The organism is Mycolicibacterium parafortuitum (assembly GCF_010725485.1).
Taxonomy (GTDB): domain Bacteria; phylum Actinomycetota; class Actinomycetes; order Mycobacteriales; family Mycobacteriaceae; genus Mycobacterium.
In genome coordinates, this window is the sequence record NZ_AP022598.1 from 5,633,124 (window position 1) to 5,651,504 (window position 18,381).

Consider the following 18,381-nt stretch of genomic DNA (forward strand, 5'->3'; position numbering starts at 1 on the left):
CACCTCGGCGATTGCTGGGCGTACTGCTGACCCAAGAGTGTCAGCGGTCACCAGAGTGAGCAAGCAATGCCACAGCTCTTGAGCATGTTGCCCAGAATTTGCGAAGTGTGACGTGGGATACTGCGCGACATGACGAAGTTGGACCGCACCGACGCCCGGTTGCTGCTGGCGTTGTGTGACGCACCGCGCGCCACCGGGGTGCAGTTGGCGGCCATGCTCAAACTGGCCCGCAACACCGTGCAGGCTCGGCTGGCGCGCTGGGACCAGGACAAGGTGCTCGCCCCGATCGACCGCTGTGTGTCGCCGCGCGACCTCGGCTATCCGCTGAAGGCGTTCATCACCGTGGTCGTCGACCAGCACCAGCTCGAAGACGTCATCGCCGAACTGGAGAAGGTCACCCAGGTCACCCAGGTGACCGGGCTGTCGGGGGCCGCCGACCTGCTGGTCGCGGTGGTGGCGACCGACGCCGACGACCTGTACCGCGTGGCCGGGCTGATCCTGGCCGTACCCGGCGTGCAGCGCACCACGATGTCGGTCGCGATGCACGAGGTGATCGCCTACCGCACGAGACCTCTGATCGAGAAGCTGGCGCGCGGCGAGTGAGCCGTCACAGCCGCGCGAAGCAGCGGTTGGTCTGCTCGTTCGGGATCGATGCGTCGCGGCTGGAGAACGTGCCGACCACCCCGGTTCCGGTCACCTCGACACTGTCGGCCTGAATGCCGAGCGGATAGTTGTCGTTCAGCTTCTTGGTCAGGTCGTTGAGCGCCGACTGCACGGTGTCCTTCGGGAACGGTCCGCTGACGTCGAGCACCTCGAGGTTCAGGTCACCGTCGGTGACGACCGGTCTGGCGGTGACGGCGGCACTGCCGGCGTCCAGCACGATCGTCCCGGCCGTGGGATCGGTGCGCACCGCGGTGATCAGTGCGCCCACCCCGGGCAGGTTCGCCGCGACGGTCTCCTTGATGCCGTCGGCGGTCCAGGTCAGGGTCGCGTCGAGTTTCCCGATGGTGCCCTTGGCATCCCCGGAGTCGTGCAGTCGCACGTCCTGGAGGGTGACCTCGGCGGTCATGCCGTCGGCCGACTGGACGCGGTCGCCGGCGGTGCGCACCGAGATGTTCGTGTAGTGGCCGGTGAGGTGCTGCCACAGGAACGGCGGGTTGACCCCGTAGGAGATCGACGCGCTGTCTTCGACGACGCATTCGGCGACGTCGACGAGGATGTCGTCGGCGCGGTGCCTGGCGTACAACTCCGCACCGGCCAGCCCACCCGCGAGTGCGGCGATCACGATCACGGCCAACAGCACGGTGGTCTGGCGGGTGAAAAACCCTGAGCGGCGGGGCTTGTCACCGGCCGGCGGCGGGGGCTGCGGTGGCGGGTTCTGCCGCGGGGTCTGCGGTGGCGGCCCGGCCGGCGGACGGCCGACGGGCGCAGCCCTGCGCAGCTTCTCGGTCGGTGCGGCGTCGGGCTGCCGGGCGCGGATCCGCTCGGTGCGCGCGTCCGGTCCGCCCGCCCGGGGTATCCGCCGGGTCGCGGGGTCCGGCGGCGGCGTTCCCCGACCGTGCCACCCTGGCGGCGGGCCCGGGCGGTGCGGCGGGTTGGTCATCTGCGCGATTCTGCCCCATCGCCGGGTTGCGGGGTCGAGTTAGGCGGCCGGCGTCGGCGAACTCAGCGTGTCGATGCCGGGCAGCGGGAGCCGGCAGATCCGGCGCGCTTCCTCTGGCGCCATTCCGAGCATCGTCAGAACCTTTTCGGTGACCTCGTCGGCCGCCTCGTCGGCGTCGCGGTCGGGCTCGTCTTTGAGCAGTTGGCCCAGTCCGAGCAGCGAGCCGCCCACGATGGCCAACGCCAGACCGAGGTCGTCGACGTGGAACCGGCCGGCCTCGACGGCGGCGGCGATGTCGCGGCGCGCCCTCGGCGCCACGCCGCGATCCGCCGACAGCAGGTTGAGCCCGTTGGTCAACAACACCCGACTCTCCTGCGGCCGGTGCCGAAACATCCGGCACGTCAGGCGGAAGCTACGCGCGAACGTCTCTGCCGGGTCATCCGTCGACCGGTTGAGTTCGTCGAGCAGCGCCCCGTGGCTGTCCAGCACCTCCGCAATGGCGGCGTCGAAAAGCTCTTCCTTGGTTGCGAAGTGGTTGTAGAACGACCCCATACCCACGTCGGCGGCCTGCGTGATCTCGAGGACCGGAACGTTGAGTCTGCCGTCGGCGATGAGCGATTGGGCGGCGGCGATCAGCGCAGCACGCGTCTTCTGTTTACGGCGCGCGAGGCGGTTCTGCGGCTCGGCGGCATGTGCCATCTGCACCAGCTCCTTCTCGGACGCGCATATCGTAGCCGATCCGTCACTGCTGAGGATTTCGTCAGAAACCCTTGACTGAGGATTACGTCGTATGTGACGATTTCGTCAGCAACTTAGGAGGCGGTAGATGGGCGGTCTCACCGACGCGCACCAAGGTCTGCACAGCGACCGCGCAGCCCGCCGCGGCGAGCACCCCGGTCGATCGCGGAATCCTCTGATCAAGGTCCATGACATCGCGTGGTTGGAGTTCGAGAAACCCGACCTGCGGCGCGCCGAGGCCTTCGCGCAGGCATTCGGGTTCTCCACTGCGCTACGCACCGACGACGAACTGCACCTGCGGGGAACCGATCCAGGTGCGCCGTGCCTGCTGGTGCGGCAGGGCCCACGGTCGAGGTTCGTCGGGGTGGCATTCACCGCACAGGACACGGTCGATGTCACGCGCCTGGCCGTCGGGGTCGGCGCCGCCACCACGAGACTCCCTGAAAGCATCGGCGGAATAGCAGTCGACCTCGCCGACCCGAGTGGAACGCCGGTACGGATCGTTGCCGACACCCGGGCCCTGCCCCCTCTGCCGCCGCATGAGCCGCTCGTTCTCAATGTCGGCCATCACGTGTTGCGCACCAATGCAACCCAGCGCCCGCCGAAGGCCCCCGCACGGGTGCAACGCCTCGGCCACGTTGTGCTCCAGAGCACCAGGTACCTCGAAGCGCTGAACTGGTACCTGGACCACCTCGGCATGATCGTCAGCGACTTCCTCTACTTCCCCGGCCAGCGGGACCTGGGGCCGACGATGAGCTTCATCCGGTGCGACCGCGGCGACACCCCCGCCGACCACCACACCCTCGCGCTGGCGCTCGGTCCGAGCAACCGCTACGTGCACTCGGCCTATCAGGTCTGCGATCTCGACGCGCTGGCCGCCGGTGGTGAGTACCTCCGGGAACGCGGCTACTACCGATCCTGGGGTATCGGCCGGCACATCCAGGGCAGTCAACTCTTCGACTACTGGCGCGATCCGGACGGTTTCCTTGTCGAGCACTATGCCGATGGCGACATGTTCGACAGCAGCCTGGAACCCGGATGGGCCCCGTTCACCGCGACCGGTCTGGCCCAGTGGGGACCGCCGGTCACCAAGGACTTCCTCGGCCTCGCCCCCGGCCGCGAATCACTGGAAGAGCTGCGCTCGATGCTGCGCGCGGTGCGCGACCACGACAACGAATTCACCCCCACCCGCCTGCGCGGCCTGCTGAAAGTTGCGAACTCATGACCACCACCGTCTTGCGAACCGCCGACGACTGGTTCGTCCGTACCGCCGCAGGCGCCGTGCGGATCGAGACCGCGGCCACCACCACCGCCGAACTGCTCCGCGACCGCTCCGCAGTCCACGCCGCACTCACCGGCACCGACACCGTCCCCGTGGAGTCGCTCACCCTGGTCTCTCCCGTGACGGCGCCGTGCCGCGTAGTGGCCCAGATGACGAACTTCGCGTCGCACGTCAAGGATGCCGGGATGGATCCGGCGACGGTGCCGCTGACGTTCTTTCGCAAAGCCTCTGGATCGATCACCGGACCAACCGCCGACATCGTCAAGCCCGGGCATGTCCGGTTCCTGGACTACGAGGTCGAAATCGGGCTCGTCATCGGCCGGGAGCTGCCCGTGGGCACCCCCCTCGGTGAGGCTGACCTGGCCCGGTACGTCGCCGGCCTCGTGGTCACCAACGATGTGTCGGCACGCGACATCCAGCTGCCGAAAACCCAGTTCTACGAGGCCAAGTCGTATCCGAGCTTCACCCCCGTCGGCCCGGCGCTGGTGCTGCTCGACGCCGATGAGCTGAAACGTTTCGACGATCTGCGCCTGCGACTTCGCGTCAACGGCGAACTACGTCAGGACTCGGTGGTCGGCGGGGACATGATCTACCGGCCGATCCGAGCCCTCCAGGAGCTGACTCGCTTCCAGCGCCTCGATGCCGGTGATCTGGTCCTCACCGGCACCCCGGCAGGAACCGCGCTCAGCGCCCCGCCGAAGCCGATCGAGATCCTCGGTAACCTGCTGCCGCCCGCGCTGAAATGGAAGGCGTTCTTCAAGAGTCAGTCGAAGAACTCGAAGTACCTCAAACCGGGCGACGTCATCGAGGCGGGCGTCCGGACCGACGACGGTGCTATCGAGCTGGGGACGCAGCGCACAGTGGTCCGATTCGCGTGAGCGTCGAGCACGTTCCGGTCGTCGTGATCGGAGCGGGGCCCACCGGCGTCACGGCGGCCACACTGCTGGCACAGTACGGCGTGGATTGCCTGATCCTGGACCGGTGGCCGCAGGTCTTCTCGCAACCCCGCGCCGTCCACCTCGATGACGAGGTCTTCCGCATCGTCGCCCGGCTCGGTGTCGCCGACCGTGTCGCCGAGATCTCCCGTCCGGCGCTCGGGCTGCGCCTCGTTGAGCGAAACATGAATGTCCTGGCCGAATTCCGCCGCGCCACTACGCTGAGCCGCAACGGCTTTCCCCAGGCGAACATGTTCGATCAGCCCGAGCTCGAGACGGTGCTGCGTGACAACCTTTCCCGCTTCCCCAGCATCACGCTGCGCAGCGGGGTCGAGGTCACCGACATCGACACCGACACCGAGTCCGTTGCCTTGACGTACTCCGACGACACCGGCGAGCACCTGGTGCGCGCCGCCTACCTCCTCGGATGCGACGGCGCGAACAGCCTGACCCGCAGGCGGATCGGCTCGACCATGGAGGACCTCGGCTTCCAGCAGCGTTGGCTCGTCGTCGACATCGCCACGGCGGCCGACCTCGGGCAGTGGGATGGCGTGCACCAGGTGTGCGACCCGGACCGGGCGGCCACCTACATGCGCATCGGCGACACCCGCCACCGGTGGGAGTTCCAGCTAGGGGACACCGAGACCGCCGAGCACTACTCGACCCTCGAGACGCTCGCACCCCTGCTGCGTCCGTGGCTCGGCGGGATATCCACGGATGCGCTGACGTTGGTGCGCGTCGCGGAGTACACGTTCAAGGCACAGATGGCCGACCGTTGGCGTGTGGGCCGGGTGTTCCTGCTGGGCGACGCGGCACACCTCACTCCCCCGTTCATCGGCCAGGGTATGGGCGCCGGCTTGCGCGACGCGATGAACCTGACCTGGAAGCTGGCAGGTGTTCTGCGGGGCGCACTGCCAGACGAGGTGCTGGACACCTACGTGCAGGAACGAAAACCGCACACCCGCAGCATGATCCGGCTCGCACTGGTTGTCGGCCGAGCCATGACCGCGGGCGGAGAGCTCGGCAGCCTGGCCCGCAGAGTCGGTCTTCCCGCGCTGCGCCGGGCTCCGGGTTTCTCCGCCAAGGTGGTCGGCGGAGAGACGCCGCCGCTGCGTCGTTCCTCGCTGGTGAAGCGGTCCGGTAAACCCCGGCAGCTCGCCGGGAGGCTATGCCCGAACCCGTTGGTGAGCGCGGGACGCCGGCTTGACACCGAACTGGGCAGTGGGTTCGCGATCGTCACCACCGACACTCCCAGCGCGGATCAGAGATCGCGGATCGCCCGGCGCGGTGTGACCCTCCATGTCACCGCAGCGGATTCCGCCCTCGGACAGTGGTTGCGCCGCGGCCGCGCCACCGCGGCACTGATCCGGCCCGACCGGACCGTCATGCACGCTTGCCGGGACCTCGATGCGCTGTGTGACTCGATACCGTGCCACCGGCCCCTCACTGAGACGAGTCGGCTCCGCCGATAGTTTGACCGCATGGATTCCGGACCGAACCCGTTCGTCAGCACCGTGCCGCGGCCGCACCCGGCGCGCCTGGATGCGGCGACCTATCCGGTGCACCGCCCCGTCGACACCCGCTTCGGCGACATGGACGCCAACGGGCACCTGAACAACGTCGCGCTGGAGTCGCTGCACGAAACCACCAGGGCCACACTGAACCGCCAGGTCTTCCCGGACGTCTACGACTGGACCGCGCGGGCGCTGCGCATCGTGACCTCCACGATCGTCGTGCATTACCTCCGGGAGGCGCCATGGCCGTCGGTGATCGACACCGCGATCGGCATCGGACACCTCGGCCGCACCTCATACGTCGCGTCGACGGCGCTGTTCCACGACGGCGCCTGCGTCAGCCTCTGCGACACCGTATTGGTGGTGCTCGGCGACGACGGCCCGATACCGATCCCCGACGACGCCCGCGAACACCTGAACTCGCTGGCACTGCACACCCCCGGCTGACGGACTACCTGCCAGCCGGTAGTGCGAATCAGGGGCACCTTCGATGACCGCGCTGCCCTGACGGAGCAGAGTCGGCTGCACAACCACCCGATCCGTCAGGAGATGCCCATGACGACGTCCGTCCGCCGCTCCAGCCACACCATGTCCCTGCACCACGGGGAGATCGTCGAGGAATCCGAGCTCGGGTCGATGCGCCGGGTCACCGCGGACAATCTGCCGATCCTTGCGAGGCTCTCGATCAAACGGGTGCTGCTCAATCCCGGTGCCATGCGAACCCCGCATTGGCATGCCAACGCCAACGAGCTGACCTACTGCGTGTCCGGCACCGCGCTCGTGTGCATCCTGGACGACCACAGCCGCTTCTCCGCGTTCATCGTCACCGCGGGCCAGATGTTCCATGCCGCGTCGGGGTCGCTGCACCACATCGAGAACATCGGTGACGACGTCGCCGAGTTCATCATCGCGTTCCGTCACGAGCGGCCAGAGGATTTCGGATTCGGCGCCACGATGGGCGCGTTCTCCGACGCGGTGCTGGGCAACACCTATGACCTGCCCGCCGCCGATCTCGCCCGGATCCGCCGCGACACCACCGACCGCAAGCTCGCCGCGCGCACCGGCACCCCCGACATCCCCCGGTCGGCGTACTTCGACGACCCCCACAAGTTCGACGTCGAAGCCCAGGCGCCTGGCCTGAACTACGTCAGCGGCAACGCCCGGTTCGCCCGCGATCAATTCTGGCCTGTGCTCAAAGACATCTCGATGTACTCACTGCGCGTCAGCGAGGACGGGATGCGCGAACCGCACTGGCACCCGGCGACCGCGGAGATGGGGTATGTGCGGCACGGCGACGCGCGGATGACGGTGATGAATCCCGACGGCACACTCGACACCTGGACGATGACCACCGGCGACATGTACTTCATCCCGCGCGCCTATCCGCACCACATCGAGAACATCGGCACCGACGAGTGGCATTTCCTGATCTTCTTCGACCAGCCTTTCCCGGCCGACATCGGTTACCGCGCATCCGCGAGCGCCTACTCACGCAAGGTCCTGGCCGCCGCATTCGACACCCACATCGAGGATCTGCCGCAGTTCCCGTTCACCCCGGCCGACCCGCTGATCGTGGCCCGCACCAACCCGGTCGATTGAAAGTTGGGATCGGTGGCGGCGCAGCACCGACAGGAATCGTTGCCGCGGGATCGATGGCCGGCGGAATCACGGTCGGCGGAAACGCATTCGGTCCGGCAAGCTCCCACGCCATCGACTGCCATCCCGTTCCGCGGATCGACGCTACACCCCGGCTGAGCAATTCGCTGGGAGATTTCGGGCAAACGACGACGGTGGATTGCCCGGATCCGGCGACCCCGGTGCCGGAGGCACCCGTGACGTTCACAGGTTCGTGACACGGCCGTTTCGGGCGTGCTCGACGCCGCCATCTGTGCCACCATCGAGGCGTGGGACTGACCGCTTCGCTGACCCGTGTCGGACGCCCCGCAGTGGCTCTGGCTTTCGCACTGTCGTATATCTCGACGGCAATTGCCCCGAATGCCGTTGCGCAACCACCGAACCCACCCGCGGTACCGCCCGCTCCGGGTCCCGTCGCTGTCGGACCCTCACCCGGTCCCCCGGCGGAGGTTCCGCTGGCGGCTCCCGCACCGGCCTGCCCCGATGTCGAGGTGGTGTTCGCCCGCGGCACGACGGAGGCGCCCGGACTCGGGGTGATGGGCCAGCAGTTCGTCGACGACCTGCAGTCCAAGCTCGCCGGTAAGTCGGTACGGGTCTATCCGGTCGACTATCCGGCCAGCCCCGATTTCCCGACCGCCGTCGCGGGCATCGCCGATGCGAGCACCCGCGTGCAGCAGACCGCGATGAACTGCCCGGACACCAAGCTGGTGCTCGGCGGCTACTCCCAGGGCGCGGCCGTGATGGGTTTTGTGACAACGGAATTGATTCCCGACGGAGTGTCGGCGTCCGAGGTGCCCGCACCGATGCCCGCCGACATCGCCGACCATGTCGCCGCGGTGACACTGCTCGGAACCCCGTCGGCACGGTTCATGGACGTGATCCAGCAACCTCCGGTGACGATCGGCGAGTTGTACCGGCCCAAGACACTCGACCTGTGCGTGCCGAACGACTTCGTCTGCTCCCCCGGCAACGACCTCGGCGCCCACGCCCGCTACATCTCCGACGGGCTGGTGCTGCAGGCCGCCGACTTCGCCGCGGCTCAGGTGGCGGCGGCCCCTGCCGAGGAGGACACCGAGAGCTGACCGGGCCGGCTCAGCCGATCGGCGGCGGCGTCGCCGCGGGCCCGAGCAGATCGGCGGCGGAGTTCGACGACGTCCGCCGCCACCGCCCGTAGAGCCGCAGCTCGCGCAGCGATGTCGCACCCGGCACCCACCCCCGCCGTGCGGCGAACCGCGCCACGGTGCGTAGGTAGCGATACGTCTCGGAGTACCAACGCCATTCGTACAGCCGGTCCGCCGACAGCACCCGCGCCAGTGCCTCGGATTCCACGCCCTGCAGATACGGCCGCACCCACGTCACCATCACCCAGGCCCGCTCGGCGGTGGCGGGCAGCGTCCACTCCAGGGCGGGGTCACCGGCGGTCATCGTGTGCCGCACCTCGGGTTGCGCCACAACGGATTCCGGCGACCCGAGCAGTTGCAGGGTGACGTTGTGGAAGATCCCGGGGCCGCCGACCTCGAACCGGATGCGGTGGCCGCCGTCGGCGAGTGCGTCGGCGCTGAACGCGACCAGCCCACCGACGGCGACGTAGCGGTGGAACACCCACTCGCTTCCCAGCGCGACGAGGTGGCGCACCGCGAGCAACACCGTGAACGTCGCGATCGTCACCGCGACGACGCTCCAAATCAGATCCACCCGCACAGACTGCCAGATACCGCCCCGGCATTCGGCGCCGAAAGCATCCGGAGCAGCGGCTACGCCCCGCGCTCGACCGGCAACCTGCCGCGCTCGACCGCGGCGACCAGCGCGGCGTGGTCGGCTTCGGTCTGATCGGCATAGCGGCGGGCGAACTTGCTGAACGCGTCGTCCACCTTCTCGGAGCGGCCCAGGTATCCGGCGATCATCGACGCACCGCTGGTGCGGGCATGCCCCTTGGCGAGCAACTGGCCGACGACACCGGTGTAGTCGATCAACGCCTTCGGGTCCATCGCGTCCAACGGGATCGTGCCCTTCATATTGCGGAACTGCCGCACGTAGAACTGCAACCCGTTGACCGTCGTCCAGCCCAGCAGCGGATCACTGACCGTCTGCAGCGCCTGCTGGTACTCGACCACCCGCTGGCCCTGGTGGGCGTGCCAGGCGGATTCGCCGTGCACGTAGCGGGCCAGCACCGAGCGGCGGGCCTGCTTGAGTTGCAGGAACACCACATCCTCGGGCGAGGAGCCTTCCAGCAGAGCCACATACGCGCGCAGGCCCACGCTGCCGACCCCGACCACCTTGTGCGCGACGTCGAGCAGGGTGTAGCCGCCGAGCACGCGTCGCCAGTGTGAGGCGAGCGTCGGCAGATATGCGTCGAGCGCCTCGGACAGCGCCTCGGCCTCGTCACCCGGTAACCGGGTGATCAGTGGCGGCTCCTCGACGATCCGGCGGACCCCGTCGACCTCCTCGGTGAAACGCGGCAGTGCGCGGTCACTGGTGCGGTTGCGGGCGCGCGCCGCCGACCGCCGCACCTCGTCGGCCAGCGGACCGGCCGTCTCCCCGGCGAGGCGGTCCACGTCCAGGCGGGTGAACGACCGGGAGAACAACGGCTCCTCAGCCAGCCGGCGGATCTCGGCGCGGTAGGCGGAGGTGCACGAGCGCACCGCCTCCTCGCAGTCCTGCTCGGACGCGCCGTTGTGACGGCCGGCGACCCAGATGCTGGCGACCAGTCGGCGCAGATCCCACTCCCAGCAGCCGGGGTGGGCCTCGTCGAAGTCGTTCAGGTCGATCACCAGGTCGCGTTCAGGGGACGCGTAGAACCCGAAGTTGCCCAGGTGCGAGTCACCACAGACGACCGGCATGATCCCGGTGGACGGCAGCCGGGCCACGTCGTCGGCCATCACCACCGCTGTGCCGCGCAGAAAACCATACGGCGAGGCGATCATCCGGCCCACCCGCACCGGGATCAGCCAGTCCAGCCGTCCGCGGTGGTTGGCCTCGATGAGCCGGATCGGGTCCGGTCGGTCCGGCGGCGGGGTCCAGTCGGCCAGCGAGCGCCGCGGTACGCGCTTGCGCAGGCTCTTGCCCAGTGCGTAGCGCTCGGCGCGGGTGACCGGCCGCCGGCGTAGCGAGTGGTAGGCCGAGCTGTCCGTCTCGGCCAGGACGGTATGTCGGATCGGTTCGTGACCCGGTGCGGCACTCATCGGTTCCATCGTGCGTGATGTGCGCCGTGGTGTGCGGGACCTCGGCGAATTCGCCGCGATACCGCGGGTGGACCGGCGGTCGGCTTAACTGAAGCCATGACGGATTCCGGTGCGGCCCGCGTCGCGGTATATCTCGACTTCGACAACATCGTGATCTCGCGGTACGACCAAGTCAACGGCCGTAACTCGTTTCAGCGCGACAAGGCCAAGGGGTTCGACGAGGTCCGCGACAAGCTGGACCGGGCCACCGTCGACGTCGGCGCCGTCATCGATTTCGCGTCGTCGTTCGGCACCTTGGTGCTCACCCGCGCGTACGCCGACTGGTCTGCGGAGATCAACGCCCGGTACCGCGGACAACTGGTCGGGCGCGCGGTGGACCTGGTGCAGTTGTTCCCCGCGGCGGCGTACGGCAAGAACGGAGCCGACATCCGGCTGGCCGTCGACGCCGTCGAGGACATGTTCCGCCTGCCCGACCTGACACACGTGGTGATCGTCGCCGGCGACTCGGACTACATCGCGCTGGCGCAGCGCTGCAAACGCCTCGGCCGCTACGTGGTCGGGATCGGGGTGGCCGGCTCTTCGAGCCGGATGCTGGCCGCGGCGTGCGATGAGTTCGTCACCTACGACGCACTACCCGGCGTGCCCGCACTGGAGCCGGCGCCGGTCACCGACGACAAGCCCGCGCCGAAGCGGCGGTCGACGCGCGCCAAGGCCGCCGCGGCGGACCCCGCCGAGGACCCGGAGCCGCCGGACCCGCAGGCCAGCGCGACCGGGTTGCTGACCCGCGCGCTGCGCATCGGGCTGGAGAAGGACGACGTGGAGTGGCTGCACAACTCGGCGGTGAAGGCCCAGATGAAGCGCATGGACCCGTCGTTCAGCGAGAAATCGTTGGGATTCCGGTCGTTCAGCGATTTCCTGCGCTCACGCTCCGACATCGTCGAACTCGACGAGAGCTCAACGATCCGGATGGTGCGCCTGCGCGACGGGGTGTGAACGTTGCGGCGACGAGTTCCCGATGAGTTCCGTGGGGCGGCGGGGTCTAGATGGTGACGATGAGGAGGCCCGATGAGCAGAACCAACCTGTCGATGTCCATCTCCGCCGACGGATACGTCGCCGGACCGCAGCAGAGTGAGCAACACCCGCTGGGCATCGGCGGCGAGCGGCTGCATCAGTGGCATATCGGGGCAGGTAGGGATCACCCGGTGAACCGTCAGGTCGCCGACGAGATGCTGGCCGGGATGAAGGCAACGATCATGGGGCGCAACATGTTCGGCCCGGTCCGCGGCGAGTGGGGTGACTCGGCGTGGCAGGGCTGGTGGGGTGACGAGCCGCCGTACCACTGCCCGGTATTCGTGCTCACCCACCATCGGCACGAGCCGATCGAACTCAAGGGCGGGACGACGTTCCACTTCGTCACCGACGGCATCATGGCCGCCTACGAGCAGGCCGCCGCGGTCGCCGATGGGGGCCCGATCTCGATCGCCGGCGGTGCGTTGTGTGCCCGCCAGGCGCTGGCGGCCGGCATCGTCGACGAGATCGACCTGCAGCTGAGTCCTGAGATCCTCGGCGCGGGTGAGCGGCTGTTCGACGGCTTCGAACCGGGTGCGCTGAACCTCGAGCTCGCCCGCGTGCTGGAGGCACCCGGCGTGGTGCACCTGCGCTACGACGTGCTCCGTTGAGGGCGCTGGATTCCATGAAAAAGGCCCCCCATTTCTGGGGGGCCTTTCTCTATCCGGTGGAGCTGCCGGGAATCGAACCCGGGTCCTACGGCATTCCCTCAAGGCTTCTCCGTGCGCAGTTCGCTATGTCTCTACTCGGATCTCCTGATCACGCGAACAAGTCAGGATGACGATCCCAGTCGCTGTTTGGTGTCCCGAGCAGTCCCGCGACCGGACTTCTCGGTTGATCCCTCTAGATGACGCCAGGATCCGGGTCGAGGGCTTTCCCGGGCTGACGGACCAGCTGTCGCTTAGGCAGCGAGAGCGTAGTCGCGCTGATTGGAATCGGCGCTTAATTGGTTACAACGACGCTTACGGTGGTCAGTTGTCTGCACCGGCACGCTTCCCTTGAATCGATGCGCGAAGTCGAAACCGTTCAGCCCCTCGCACACCCACCGACCGTCGGTGGGAGGTCCATACTACCGGCGATATCAACATCGGCCACCCGGTATTTACTCCCGCCGGTCAGCCCGGCTGCCCGACACCGCTGGTGTCGTTGCCGCGGCGATCCTCGGAGGTGTATTTGTCCCGGTCCAGCTCCTCGACCGGAACCGGCTTGCCGAACAGATGGCCTTGGGCGAACCTGCAGCCGGCCGCATAGACGGTATCGGCCTGCAATTTCGTCTCGATGCCTTCGGCGACGACGTCCATGCCGAGGTCGGTGCACAACCCGACGACGGAGCGGTACATCGCCAGATCCCGCTTCGGGTCCGCCCCGACGGCCAAGCTGCGGTCCAGCTTCACGATGTCCACCGGAAGCGCATGTAGGTAGGTCAACGTGTTGTAGCCCGCGCCGAAGTCGTCCAGCGCGATGCGCACCCCGATGTCGTTGAACCGCTCGATCTGGGCGGCGGCATAGGACAGGTCGACGATCGGGACGGTCTCGGTGATCTCCAGCACCAGCCGACTCGGCGCCATGCCGCATTCGTCGAACGTGCGGCGCACCTGTTCCTCGAAGGTCGGATTGCCGAGCCGTGCGGCGCCGACGTTGACGTGGATGTCGACGTCGAGGCCGGCGTCGCTGATCTCACGGCACGCAAGCCCGAGCACCATCGCATCGAGCGTCGCACCAAGCCCGGCCGCCTCGGCGACGGCGACGAACGTCTCCGGGGACACCACGATCCCGTTCGGCGCGGTCCACCGCGCCAGCGCCTCCAAAGCCACCGGTGTCTGACCGGGGAGTCGGACCACCGGCTGGTAGGCCATGCTGAACCCGGCGGGCACACCGCCCTTGGCTTCCCGCAGCACGGCCGGGAATTCGGCGCGCACCCCCGACGACGGCTGGTACACCACCGCGGTGTCCTTACCGATGCGCTTGCCCGCATACATCGAGACGTCGGCCTGCCGCAGCAGGTCGTCCGGGGTCTGCGCGCTGGCCCGTCCACCGGATCTGACCAGCCCCATGCTGGCGCTGACCCGCACCGAGGAGCCGTGGATCGGGAACGGCGCGCGCAGCGCCACCCGCAGCCGATCGGCGACCAGCTCGGGGATGTCGCGTACGCCGTCGACCAGAATGGCGAACTCGTCCCCGCCGATGCGGGCGAGGGTGTCGTTGCTGCGCACGTACCGGCTGAGCCGTTCCCCTACCGCGCACAGCAGCTCATCGCCACCCGCGTGCCCGAACCGGTCGTTGACCTCCTTGAAGTCGTCGAGGTCGACGAAGATCAGCACGAAGTCGCCGTGTTTGATCGCCTCGTCCAGCCGCTGTGCGAACATCACGCGGTTCGGCAGGCCGGTGAGCGGGTCGTGCAGCACCTGGTACCCGAGCCGCCGCTGCGCGTCGTACAACCTGTTGGTCAACTGACGCTGGGCGCCCATCGCGACGATCTGGCGGGCCGCCACCAGGATCACCATCACCAGGGTGGTCGCCACCACCAGCCGCCCCAGGACATGTCCGGTGAGCACGTGGTAGGACAACAGGTTCGTGATGCCGACGAATCCGGCGTAGGGCAGCGTCAGCTGGGCCCAGTCCATCGGTTGGAACCGACCGGTGCGTCGCACGAAGTCGTTTCGTTCACGGAACGACAACGCGATGAACAGGGGTCCGAGCACCACCCCGACACCTGCCCAGATGTGGGCCCCGGGCTCGTCGATGGAGTCGAAGTAGGCGACCACCCGGTCGGAGGCGATCACGACCACCAGACCGCACGCGAGCTGAAGGTAGTTCGGGCGGAACGGCCGGTCGGCGGGATACATAGTCGCGATCACCGCCGCCAGCACCACGACGACCAGCTCGGACACCGCGTAGGCGACGTCGACTGCGAAGACATCCGAGCGCGGCCAGGAGTACGCAGACGATGTGCCGTAGCTCCCCATCGCGACCAGGATCGCGAACGCGGCCGCCGCCACACCGCCGTCGAGCACCGTCACGACCGCGGCGTGACGCAGCGACCCATCGGCAGCCACCGCCATCCCCCGCCCGGCGATCGCGAGCACCACCACCGACGCCAGCCCGAAGACCAGGAACATCCAGTACGGGATCACCCACGACCACGCAGGCACGGCAGAGTTGTTCCACCATGCGGTCTCACCGGCGAGCAGGCTGACGAGGGCCGCGACGGCCAGCAGCCGCCACAGCCGGGATAAGCCGTAGACGCGGCGCGCCACCCACAGTCCGTAACCGATCGCACCGACGGTGATGCAGACCTGAAGGACTGCCTCCAGCCGCAGGGCCGCCGCCTCGCCCCACAGTGCGAACCCGTTGACGGTCACCAGCAGCGTGGCTGCGACCACCAGAGCCGCGCGAATGCGATAGCCCGTGACGATCCCCCACCCCCTCATCCCCGGTTGGCGCGATACGCCTGTCCTGTGCCCCGTCGAGATGGGGACTAACCGGACGCGATCATCGCGACGGCGGCGAGCGCGAGCACCATCCCGACGGCCTGCGACCTGGACACCCTCTCCCGCAGCACCGCGATCGCAAGGACCACCGTGGCCGCCGGATACAGCGCTATCAGCACGCCCGCCAGGGACAATAATGACGACTGCAGGGCCAGCAGCGTGGCGATATTGGCAACGGTGTCCAGCACACCGGCGAGGACGGCCAGCCGCATCGGTACGCCCCGCTCGATCACCAGGTTGGCGGTGAAGAAGGCCGCGAGCAGCACGATGACCACCGCCGCGAACCGCCCGAAGACCAGCGGCCACAGCTGCGCCTCCCGCGGGACCTGATGCAGGATCACGAAGTTCATCCCGAACGCGACGCCGGACCCGATGGTGAGCCAGGCGACCTTGGCGGTGAACCGGTGCGGCTTGACGTCTTCGTCGGAGGCCTCGCGACTGACCAGCACCACGGCCACCAACGCCAGCACGACCCCGATGCCGGCGATCACGCCCGGGCGTTCGCCCAGGATCAGGCCGGCCAGCACCGGGATGCCCGCGACCAGCACCGCGGTCAGCGGCGACACCACCGCGATCGGTCCCGATCCCAGCGCCGCGTAGAACCACCACACCCCGAACGCCTGCACCACCCCGGCCAGCAGGCCCCAGGCCAGCGCCGGCGTGCTGAACTGCCCGCCCAGCGGGACCGCCGCGGCGATGAGCAGGACCAGCGCGATCGGATAGGAGATGACGACGACCCGCAGCGCGGCGACCCGGCGCGACGCGACACCGCCCACGAAATCGCTGACGCCGTAGCCGAACGCGGCGACGAGTGCGCTGAGGATCCCCGTCAGGAGGGCATGCCTTTGACCCGGCGGCCGAGCTCGCGGGTGACCTCTCGCTGGGCGTCACGGCGCGCGATGTCCTGGCGCTTGTCGTGCGCCTGCTTGCCGCGCGCGAGCGCCAGCTCGACCTTGACCTTGCCGCCGGTGAAGTACAGCGACAGCGGGACCAGCGTGAGGTTGCCGTCGCGGATGCGGCCGACCAGGTTGTCGATCTGCTTGCGGTGCAGCAGAAGTTTGCGGTTGCGCCGCGGCGCGTGGTTGGTCCACGTGCCGTGGTGATACTCGGGGATGTGCAGGTTGCGCAGCCAGATCTCGCCGTCGTCGACGGTGGCGAACGCGTCCGCCAGCGACGCGGTGCCGTCGCGCAGGCTCTTGACCTCGGTACCCATCAACGCGACCCCGGCCTCGTAGGTCTCCAGGATCGAGTAGTTGTGCCGAGCCTTCCTGTTGGTCGCCACGACCTGGTTGTTGGTGTCCTTCGTGGTCTTGGCTTTCTTGGCCACCGCTACCTTCGTACGTAGAGCCGCAGCGTGACGTAGGCCGTGAGTCCGGACATCGCCAAGCCGAGGAACAGCATCCACGGCGCGCTGTAATAGAGAACGTCAGCGTAGTCGACCTTGGCAATCAAATTCGCCTGATAAAACTGGTCGAGCGCGTTCTCCAGGAACAGTGCCCGCACGGTGATCAGACCGACGATCGCTATCAGAACGCCGATCAGCGCGGCCAGCATCGCCTCCACCAGGAACGGCAACTGGGTGTACCACCGGGTCGCACCGACCAGGCGCATGATCCCGATCTCGGTGCGCCGGGTGTACGCCGCGACTTGGACCATGTTCGCGATCAACAGGACCGCGCCTATCGCCTGGACCAGAGCGACCGCGAACGCGGCCTTGCTGATGCCGTCGAGCACCGCGAAGAGTCTGTCTATCAGCTCTTTCTGGTTGAGCACGCTGAGTACGCCGGGTTGCCCGACCATCGCTTCGTCGAAGCTCTGGTGTTGTTCGGGGTCGGTGAGCTTGACGACGAACGACGCCGGGAACGCGTCCTTGCCCGCGACGTCCTTGTACTGCGGGAACTTCCGGATGGCGTCCTCGTAGGCCTCGTCACGGTTGAGGAAGCGCACCGACCGGACGTCGTCGCGGTCCTCGATCGTCTGGCGCAGCGCCTTGCACGGATCGTCGTCGCACGTCGGATCGTTGGCCGACACGTCTTCGGTCACGAAGACCTGGCTCTCGACGCGGTCGAGGTAGATGGCGCGCGACTGATCGGCGAGGCGGACCACCAGCAGCCCGCCACCGAACAGGCCGATGGAGATCGCGGTGGTCAGGATCATCGCGACCGTCATGGTCACGTTGCGGCGAAGCCCGGTGAGGACCTCGTTGACGAGAAAGCCGAAGCGCACTTAGCGATCCATTCCGTAGACGCCGCGCTGTTCGTCGCGAATCAGGCGGCCGAGTTCGAGTTCGACGACCCGTTGGCGCATCGAGTCGACGATGTGGTGGTCGTGGGTGGCCATGACCACCGTGGTACCCGTGCGGTTGATCCGCTCGAGCAGGTCCATGATGTCCTTGCTGGTGTCGGGGTCCAGGTTGCCGGTGGGCTCGTCGGCCAGCAACACCAGCGGCCGGTTCACGAATGCCCGCGCGATCGCGACGCGCTGCTGCTCCCCGCCGGACAACTCGGCGGGCAGCCGGTTGGCTTTGCCGGACAGGCCGACCATCTCGAGCACGTCAGGCACGACCCGGTTGATGGTGTCGGCCCGCTTGCCGATGACCTCCAGCGCGAAGGCCACGTTCTCGAACACCGTCTTCTGCTGCAGCAGCCGGAAGTCCTGGAACACGCATCCGATGACCTGCCGCAGACCGGGGATGTGCCGGCCCGACAGCTTGTTCACATGGAACTTGGAGACCCGGATGTCCCCGGACGAAGGGTGCTCCTCGGCGAGCAGCAGCCGCATGAACGTGGATTTGCCGGAACCCGATGGCCCGATGAGGAAGACGAACTCACCCTTGTCGATTTTGACCGAGACATTGTCGAGCGCCGGGCGGGCGGACGACTTGTACTGCTTTGACACACGGTCGAGGGTGATCATCACGGCACGCCAGTGT

Annotated in this window: 18 protein-coding genes and 1 other RNA gene; 9 read left to right on the top strand and 10 right to left on the bottom strand. The window is 67.9% G+C overall.

Annotation, left to right across the window (positions count from 1 at the left end; genetic code table 11):
- Window positions 1-129: 129 nt before the first annotated feature.
- Window positions 130-603: an Lrp/AsnC family transcriptional regulator gene (locus tag NTM_RS26570; RefSeq protein WP_104863689.1), complete on the top strand. Its 474-nt coding sequence runs from the start codon at window positions 130-132 to the stop codon at window positions 601-603.
- Between the two features lie 4 nt (window positions 604-607).
- On the opposite strand, the gene NTM_RS26575 is transcribed toward NTM_RS26570, so the two are convergent.
- Both NTM_RS26575 and NTM_RS26580 read right to left on the bottom strand, forming a co-directional pair.
- Entirely contained in the window at window positions 608-1,603 is a 996-nt protein-coding gene (locus NTM_RS26575) for an LmeA family phospholipid-binding protein (protein WP_104863688.1), read from the bottom strand.
- Between the two features lie 39 nt (window positions 1,604-1,642).
- On the bottom strand, window positions 1,643-2,302 hold the full coding sequence (locus NTM_RS26580; RefSeq protein ID WP_104863894.1) for a TetR/AcrR family transcriptional regulator: 660 nt from the start codon (window positions 2,300-2,302) through the stop codon (window positions 1,643-1,645).
- Window positions 2,303-2,429: 127 nt separating this feature from the next.
- On the opposite strand from NTM_RS26580, the gene NTM_RS26585 reads away from it, so the two are divergent.
- From NTM_RS26585 to NTM_RS26610, 6 genes are all read left to right on the top strand, one after another.
- A complete protein-coding gene (locus tag NTM_RS26585; RefSeq protein ID WP_163769092.1) occupies window positions 2,430-3,566 on the top strand; it encodes a VOC family protein in 1,137 nt (378 codons plus the stop codon).
- Complete coding sequence (locus tag NTM_RS28935) at window positions 3,563-4,501, top strand: fumarylacetoacetate hydrolase family protein (protein ID WP_163769093.1); 939 nt, start codon at window positions 3,563-3,565, stop codon at window positions 4,499-4,501. The genes NTM_RS26585 and NTM_RS28935 overlap by 4 nt, the downstream gene beginning before the upstream one ends.
- A complete protein-coding gene (mhpA, locus tag NTM_RS26595) occupies window positions 4,498-6,030 on the top strand; it encodes a bifunctional 3-(3-hydroxy-phenyl)propionate/3-hydroxycinnamic acid hydroxylase MhpA (RefSeq protein ID WP_232079849.1) in 1,533 nt (510 codons plus the stop codon). Before NTM_RS28935 ends, mhpA begins: the two co-directional genes overlap by 4 nt.
- Before the next feature lie 9 nt (window positions 6,031-6,039).
- On the top strand, window positions 6,040-6,519 hold the full coding sequence (locus NTM_RS26600) for an acyl-CoA thioesterase (protein ID WP_163769095.1): 480 nt from the start codon (window positions 6,040-6,042) through the stop codon (window positions 6,517-6,519).
- Between the two features lie 108 nt (window positions 6,520-6,627).
- The gene (locus tag NTM_RS26605) at window positions 6,628-7,671 is read left to right on the top strand and encodes a cupin domain-containing protein (RefSeq protein WP_163769096.1); all 1,044 of its coding nucleotides are present in this window, start codon (window positions 6,628-6,630) and stop codon (window positions 7,669-7,671) included.
- 386 nt (window positions 7,672-8,057) lie between these two features.
- The gene (locus NTM_RS26610; protein ID WP_435405138.1) at window positions 8,058-8,789 is read left to right on the top strand and encodes a cutinase family protein; all 732 of its coding nucleotides are present in this window, start codon (window positions 8,058-8,060) and stop codon (window positions 8,787-8,789) included.
- Window positions 8,790-8,799: 10 nt separating this feature from the next.
- Here NTM_RS26610 and NTM_RS26615 read toward each other — a convergent pair whose 3' ends face one another.
- Window positions 8,800-9,402, bottom strand: coding sequence for a hypothetical protein (locus tag NTM_RS26615; protein WP_163769097.1), 603 nt, complete (start codon window positions 9,400-9,402; stop codon window positions 8,800-8,802).
- Window positions 9,403-9,461: 59 nt separating this feature from the next.
- Entirely contained in the window at window positions 9,462-10,889 is a 1,428-nt protein-coding gene (locus NTM_RS26620) for a DUF2252 domain-containing protein (protein ID WP_435405112.1), read from the bottom strand.
- Between the two features lie 96 nt (window positions 10,890-10,985).
- Between NTM_RS26620 and NTM_RS26625 the strand changes: the two genes are divergently transcribed.
- Window positions 10,986-11,882: an NYN domain-containing protein gene (locus NTM_RS26625; RefSeq protein WP_163769099.1), complete on the top strand. Its 897-nt coding sequence runs from the start codon at window positions 10,986-10,988 to the stop codon at window positions 11,880-11,882.
- A 72-nt stretch (window positions 11,883-11,954) separates the two neighbouring features.
- Window positions 11,955-12,569, top strand: a complete 615-nt coding sequence (locus NTM_RS26630; protein ID WP_163769100.1) for a dihydrofolate reductase family protein — start codon at window positions 11,955-11,957, stop codon at window positions 12,567-12,569.
- A gap of 54 nt (window positions 12,570-12,623) precedes the next feature.
- Here NTM_RS26630 and ssrA read toward each other — a convergent pair.
- The 6 genes from ssrA to ftsE all read right to left on the bottom strand — a co-directional run bounded on the left by ssrA (window position 12,624) and on the right by ftsE (window position 18,365).
- Window positions 12,624-12,992: a transfer-messenger RNA gene (gene ssrA / locus NTM_RS26635) on the bottom strand.
- 81 nt (window positions 12,993-13,073) lie between these two features.
- Window positions 13,074-15,389 (bottom strand): putative bifunctional diguanylate cyclase/phosphodiesterase, encoded by a 2,316-nt coding sequence (locus tag NTM_RS26640; protein ID WP_163769101.1) that lies wholly within the window; start codon window positions 15,387-15,389, stop codon window positions 13,074-13,076.
- Between the two features lie 47 nt (window positions 15,390-15,436).
- Window positions 15,437-16,282: an EamA family transporter gene (locus NTM_RS26645; protein ID WP_179964094.1), complete on the bottom strand. Its 846-nt coding sequence runs from the start codon at window positions 16,280-16,282 to the stop codon at window positions 15,437-15,439.
- Window positions 16,279-16,776, bottom strand: coding sequence for an SsrA-binding protein SmpB (gene smpB, locus NTM_RS26650; protein WP_083141278.1), 498 nt, complete (start codon window positions 16,774-16,776; stop codon window positions 16,279-16,281). The genes NTM_RS26645 and smpB overlap by 4 nt, the downstream gene beginning before the upstream one ends.
- 2 nt (window positions 16,777-16,778) lie before the next feature.
- Window positions 16,779-17,675, bottom strand: coding sequence for a permease-like cell division protein FtsX (gene ftsX, locus NTM_RS26655; protein ID WP_104863676.1), 897 nt, complete (start codon window positions 17,673-17,675; stop codon window positions 16,779-16,781).
- Window positions 17,676-18,365, bottom strand: a complete 690-nt coding sequence (ftsE, locus tag NTM_RS26660) for a cell division ATP-binding protein FtsE (protein WP_083141276.1) — start codon at window positions 18,363-18,365, stop codon at window positions 17,676-17,678.
- Between the last annotated feature and the right edge of the window lie 16 nt (window positions 18,366-18,381).

Coding starts and splice junctions, on each gene's coding strand:
- NTM_RS26570 (WP_104863689.1), top strand. CDS start 130: ATGACGAAGTTGGACCGCACCGACGCCCGGTTGCTGCTGGCGTTGTGT.
- NTM_RS26575 (WP_104863688.1), bottom strand. CDS start 1,603: ATGACCAACCCGCCGCACCGCCCGGGCCCGCCGCCAGGGTGGCACGGT.
- NTM_RS26580 (WP_104863894.1), bottom strand. CDS start 2,302: ATGGCACATGCCGCCGAGCCGCAGAACCGCCTCGCGCGCCGTAAACAG.
- NTM_RS26585 (WP_163769092.1), top strand. CDS start 2,430: ATGGGCGGTCTCACCGACGCGCACCAAGGTCTGCACAGCGACCGCGCA.
- NTM_RS28935 (WP_163769093.1), top strand. CDS start 3,563: ATGACCACCACCGTCTTGCGAACCGCCGACGACTGGTTCGTCCGTACC.
- NTM_RS26600 (WP_163769095.1), top strand. CDS start 6,040: ATGGATTCCGGACCGAACCCGTTCGTCAGCACCGTGCCGCGGCCGCAC.
- NTM_RS26605 (WP_163769096.1), top strand. CDS start 6,628: ATGACGACGTCCGTCCGCCGCTCCAGCCACACCATGTCCCTGCACCAC.
- NTM_RS26620 (WP_435405112.1), bottom strand. CDS start 10,889: ATGAGTGCCGCACCGGGTCACGAACCGATCCGACATACCGTCCTGGCC.
- NTM_RS26625 (WP_163769099.1), top strand. CDS start 10,986: ATGACGGATTCCGGTGCGGCCCGCGTCGCGGTATATCTCGACTTCGAC.
- NTM_RS26630 (WP_163769100.1), top strand. CDS start 11,955: ATGAGCAGAACCAACCTGTCGATGTCCATCTCCGCCGACGGATACGTC.
- NTM_RS26640 (WP_163769101.1), bottom strand. CDS start 15,389: ATGAGGGGGTGGGGGATCGTCACGGGCTATCGCATTCGCGCGGCTCTG.
- ftsE (WP_083141276.1), bottom strand. CDS start 18,365: ATGATCACCCTCGACCGTGTGTCAAAGCAGTACAAGTCGTCCGCCCGC.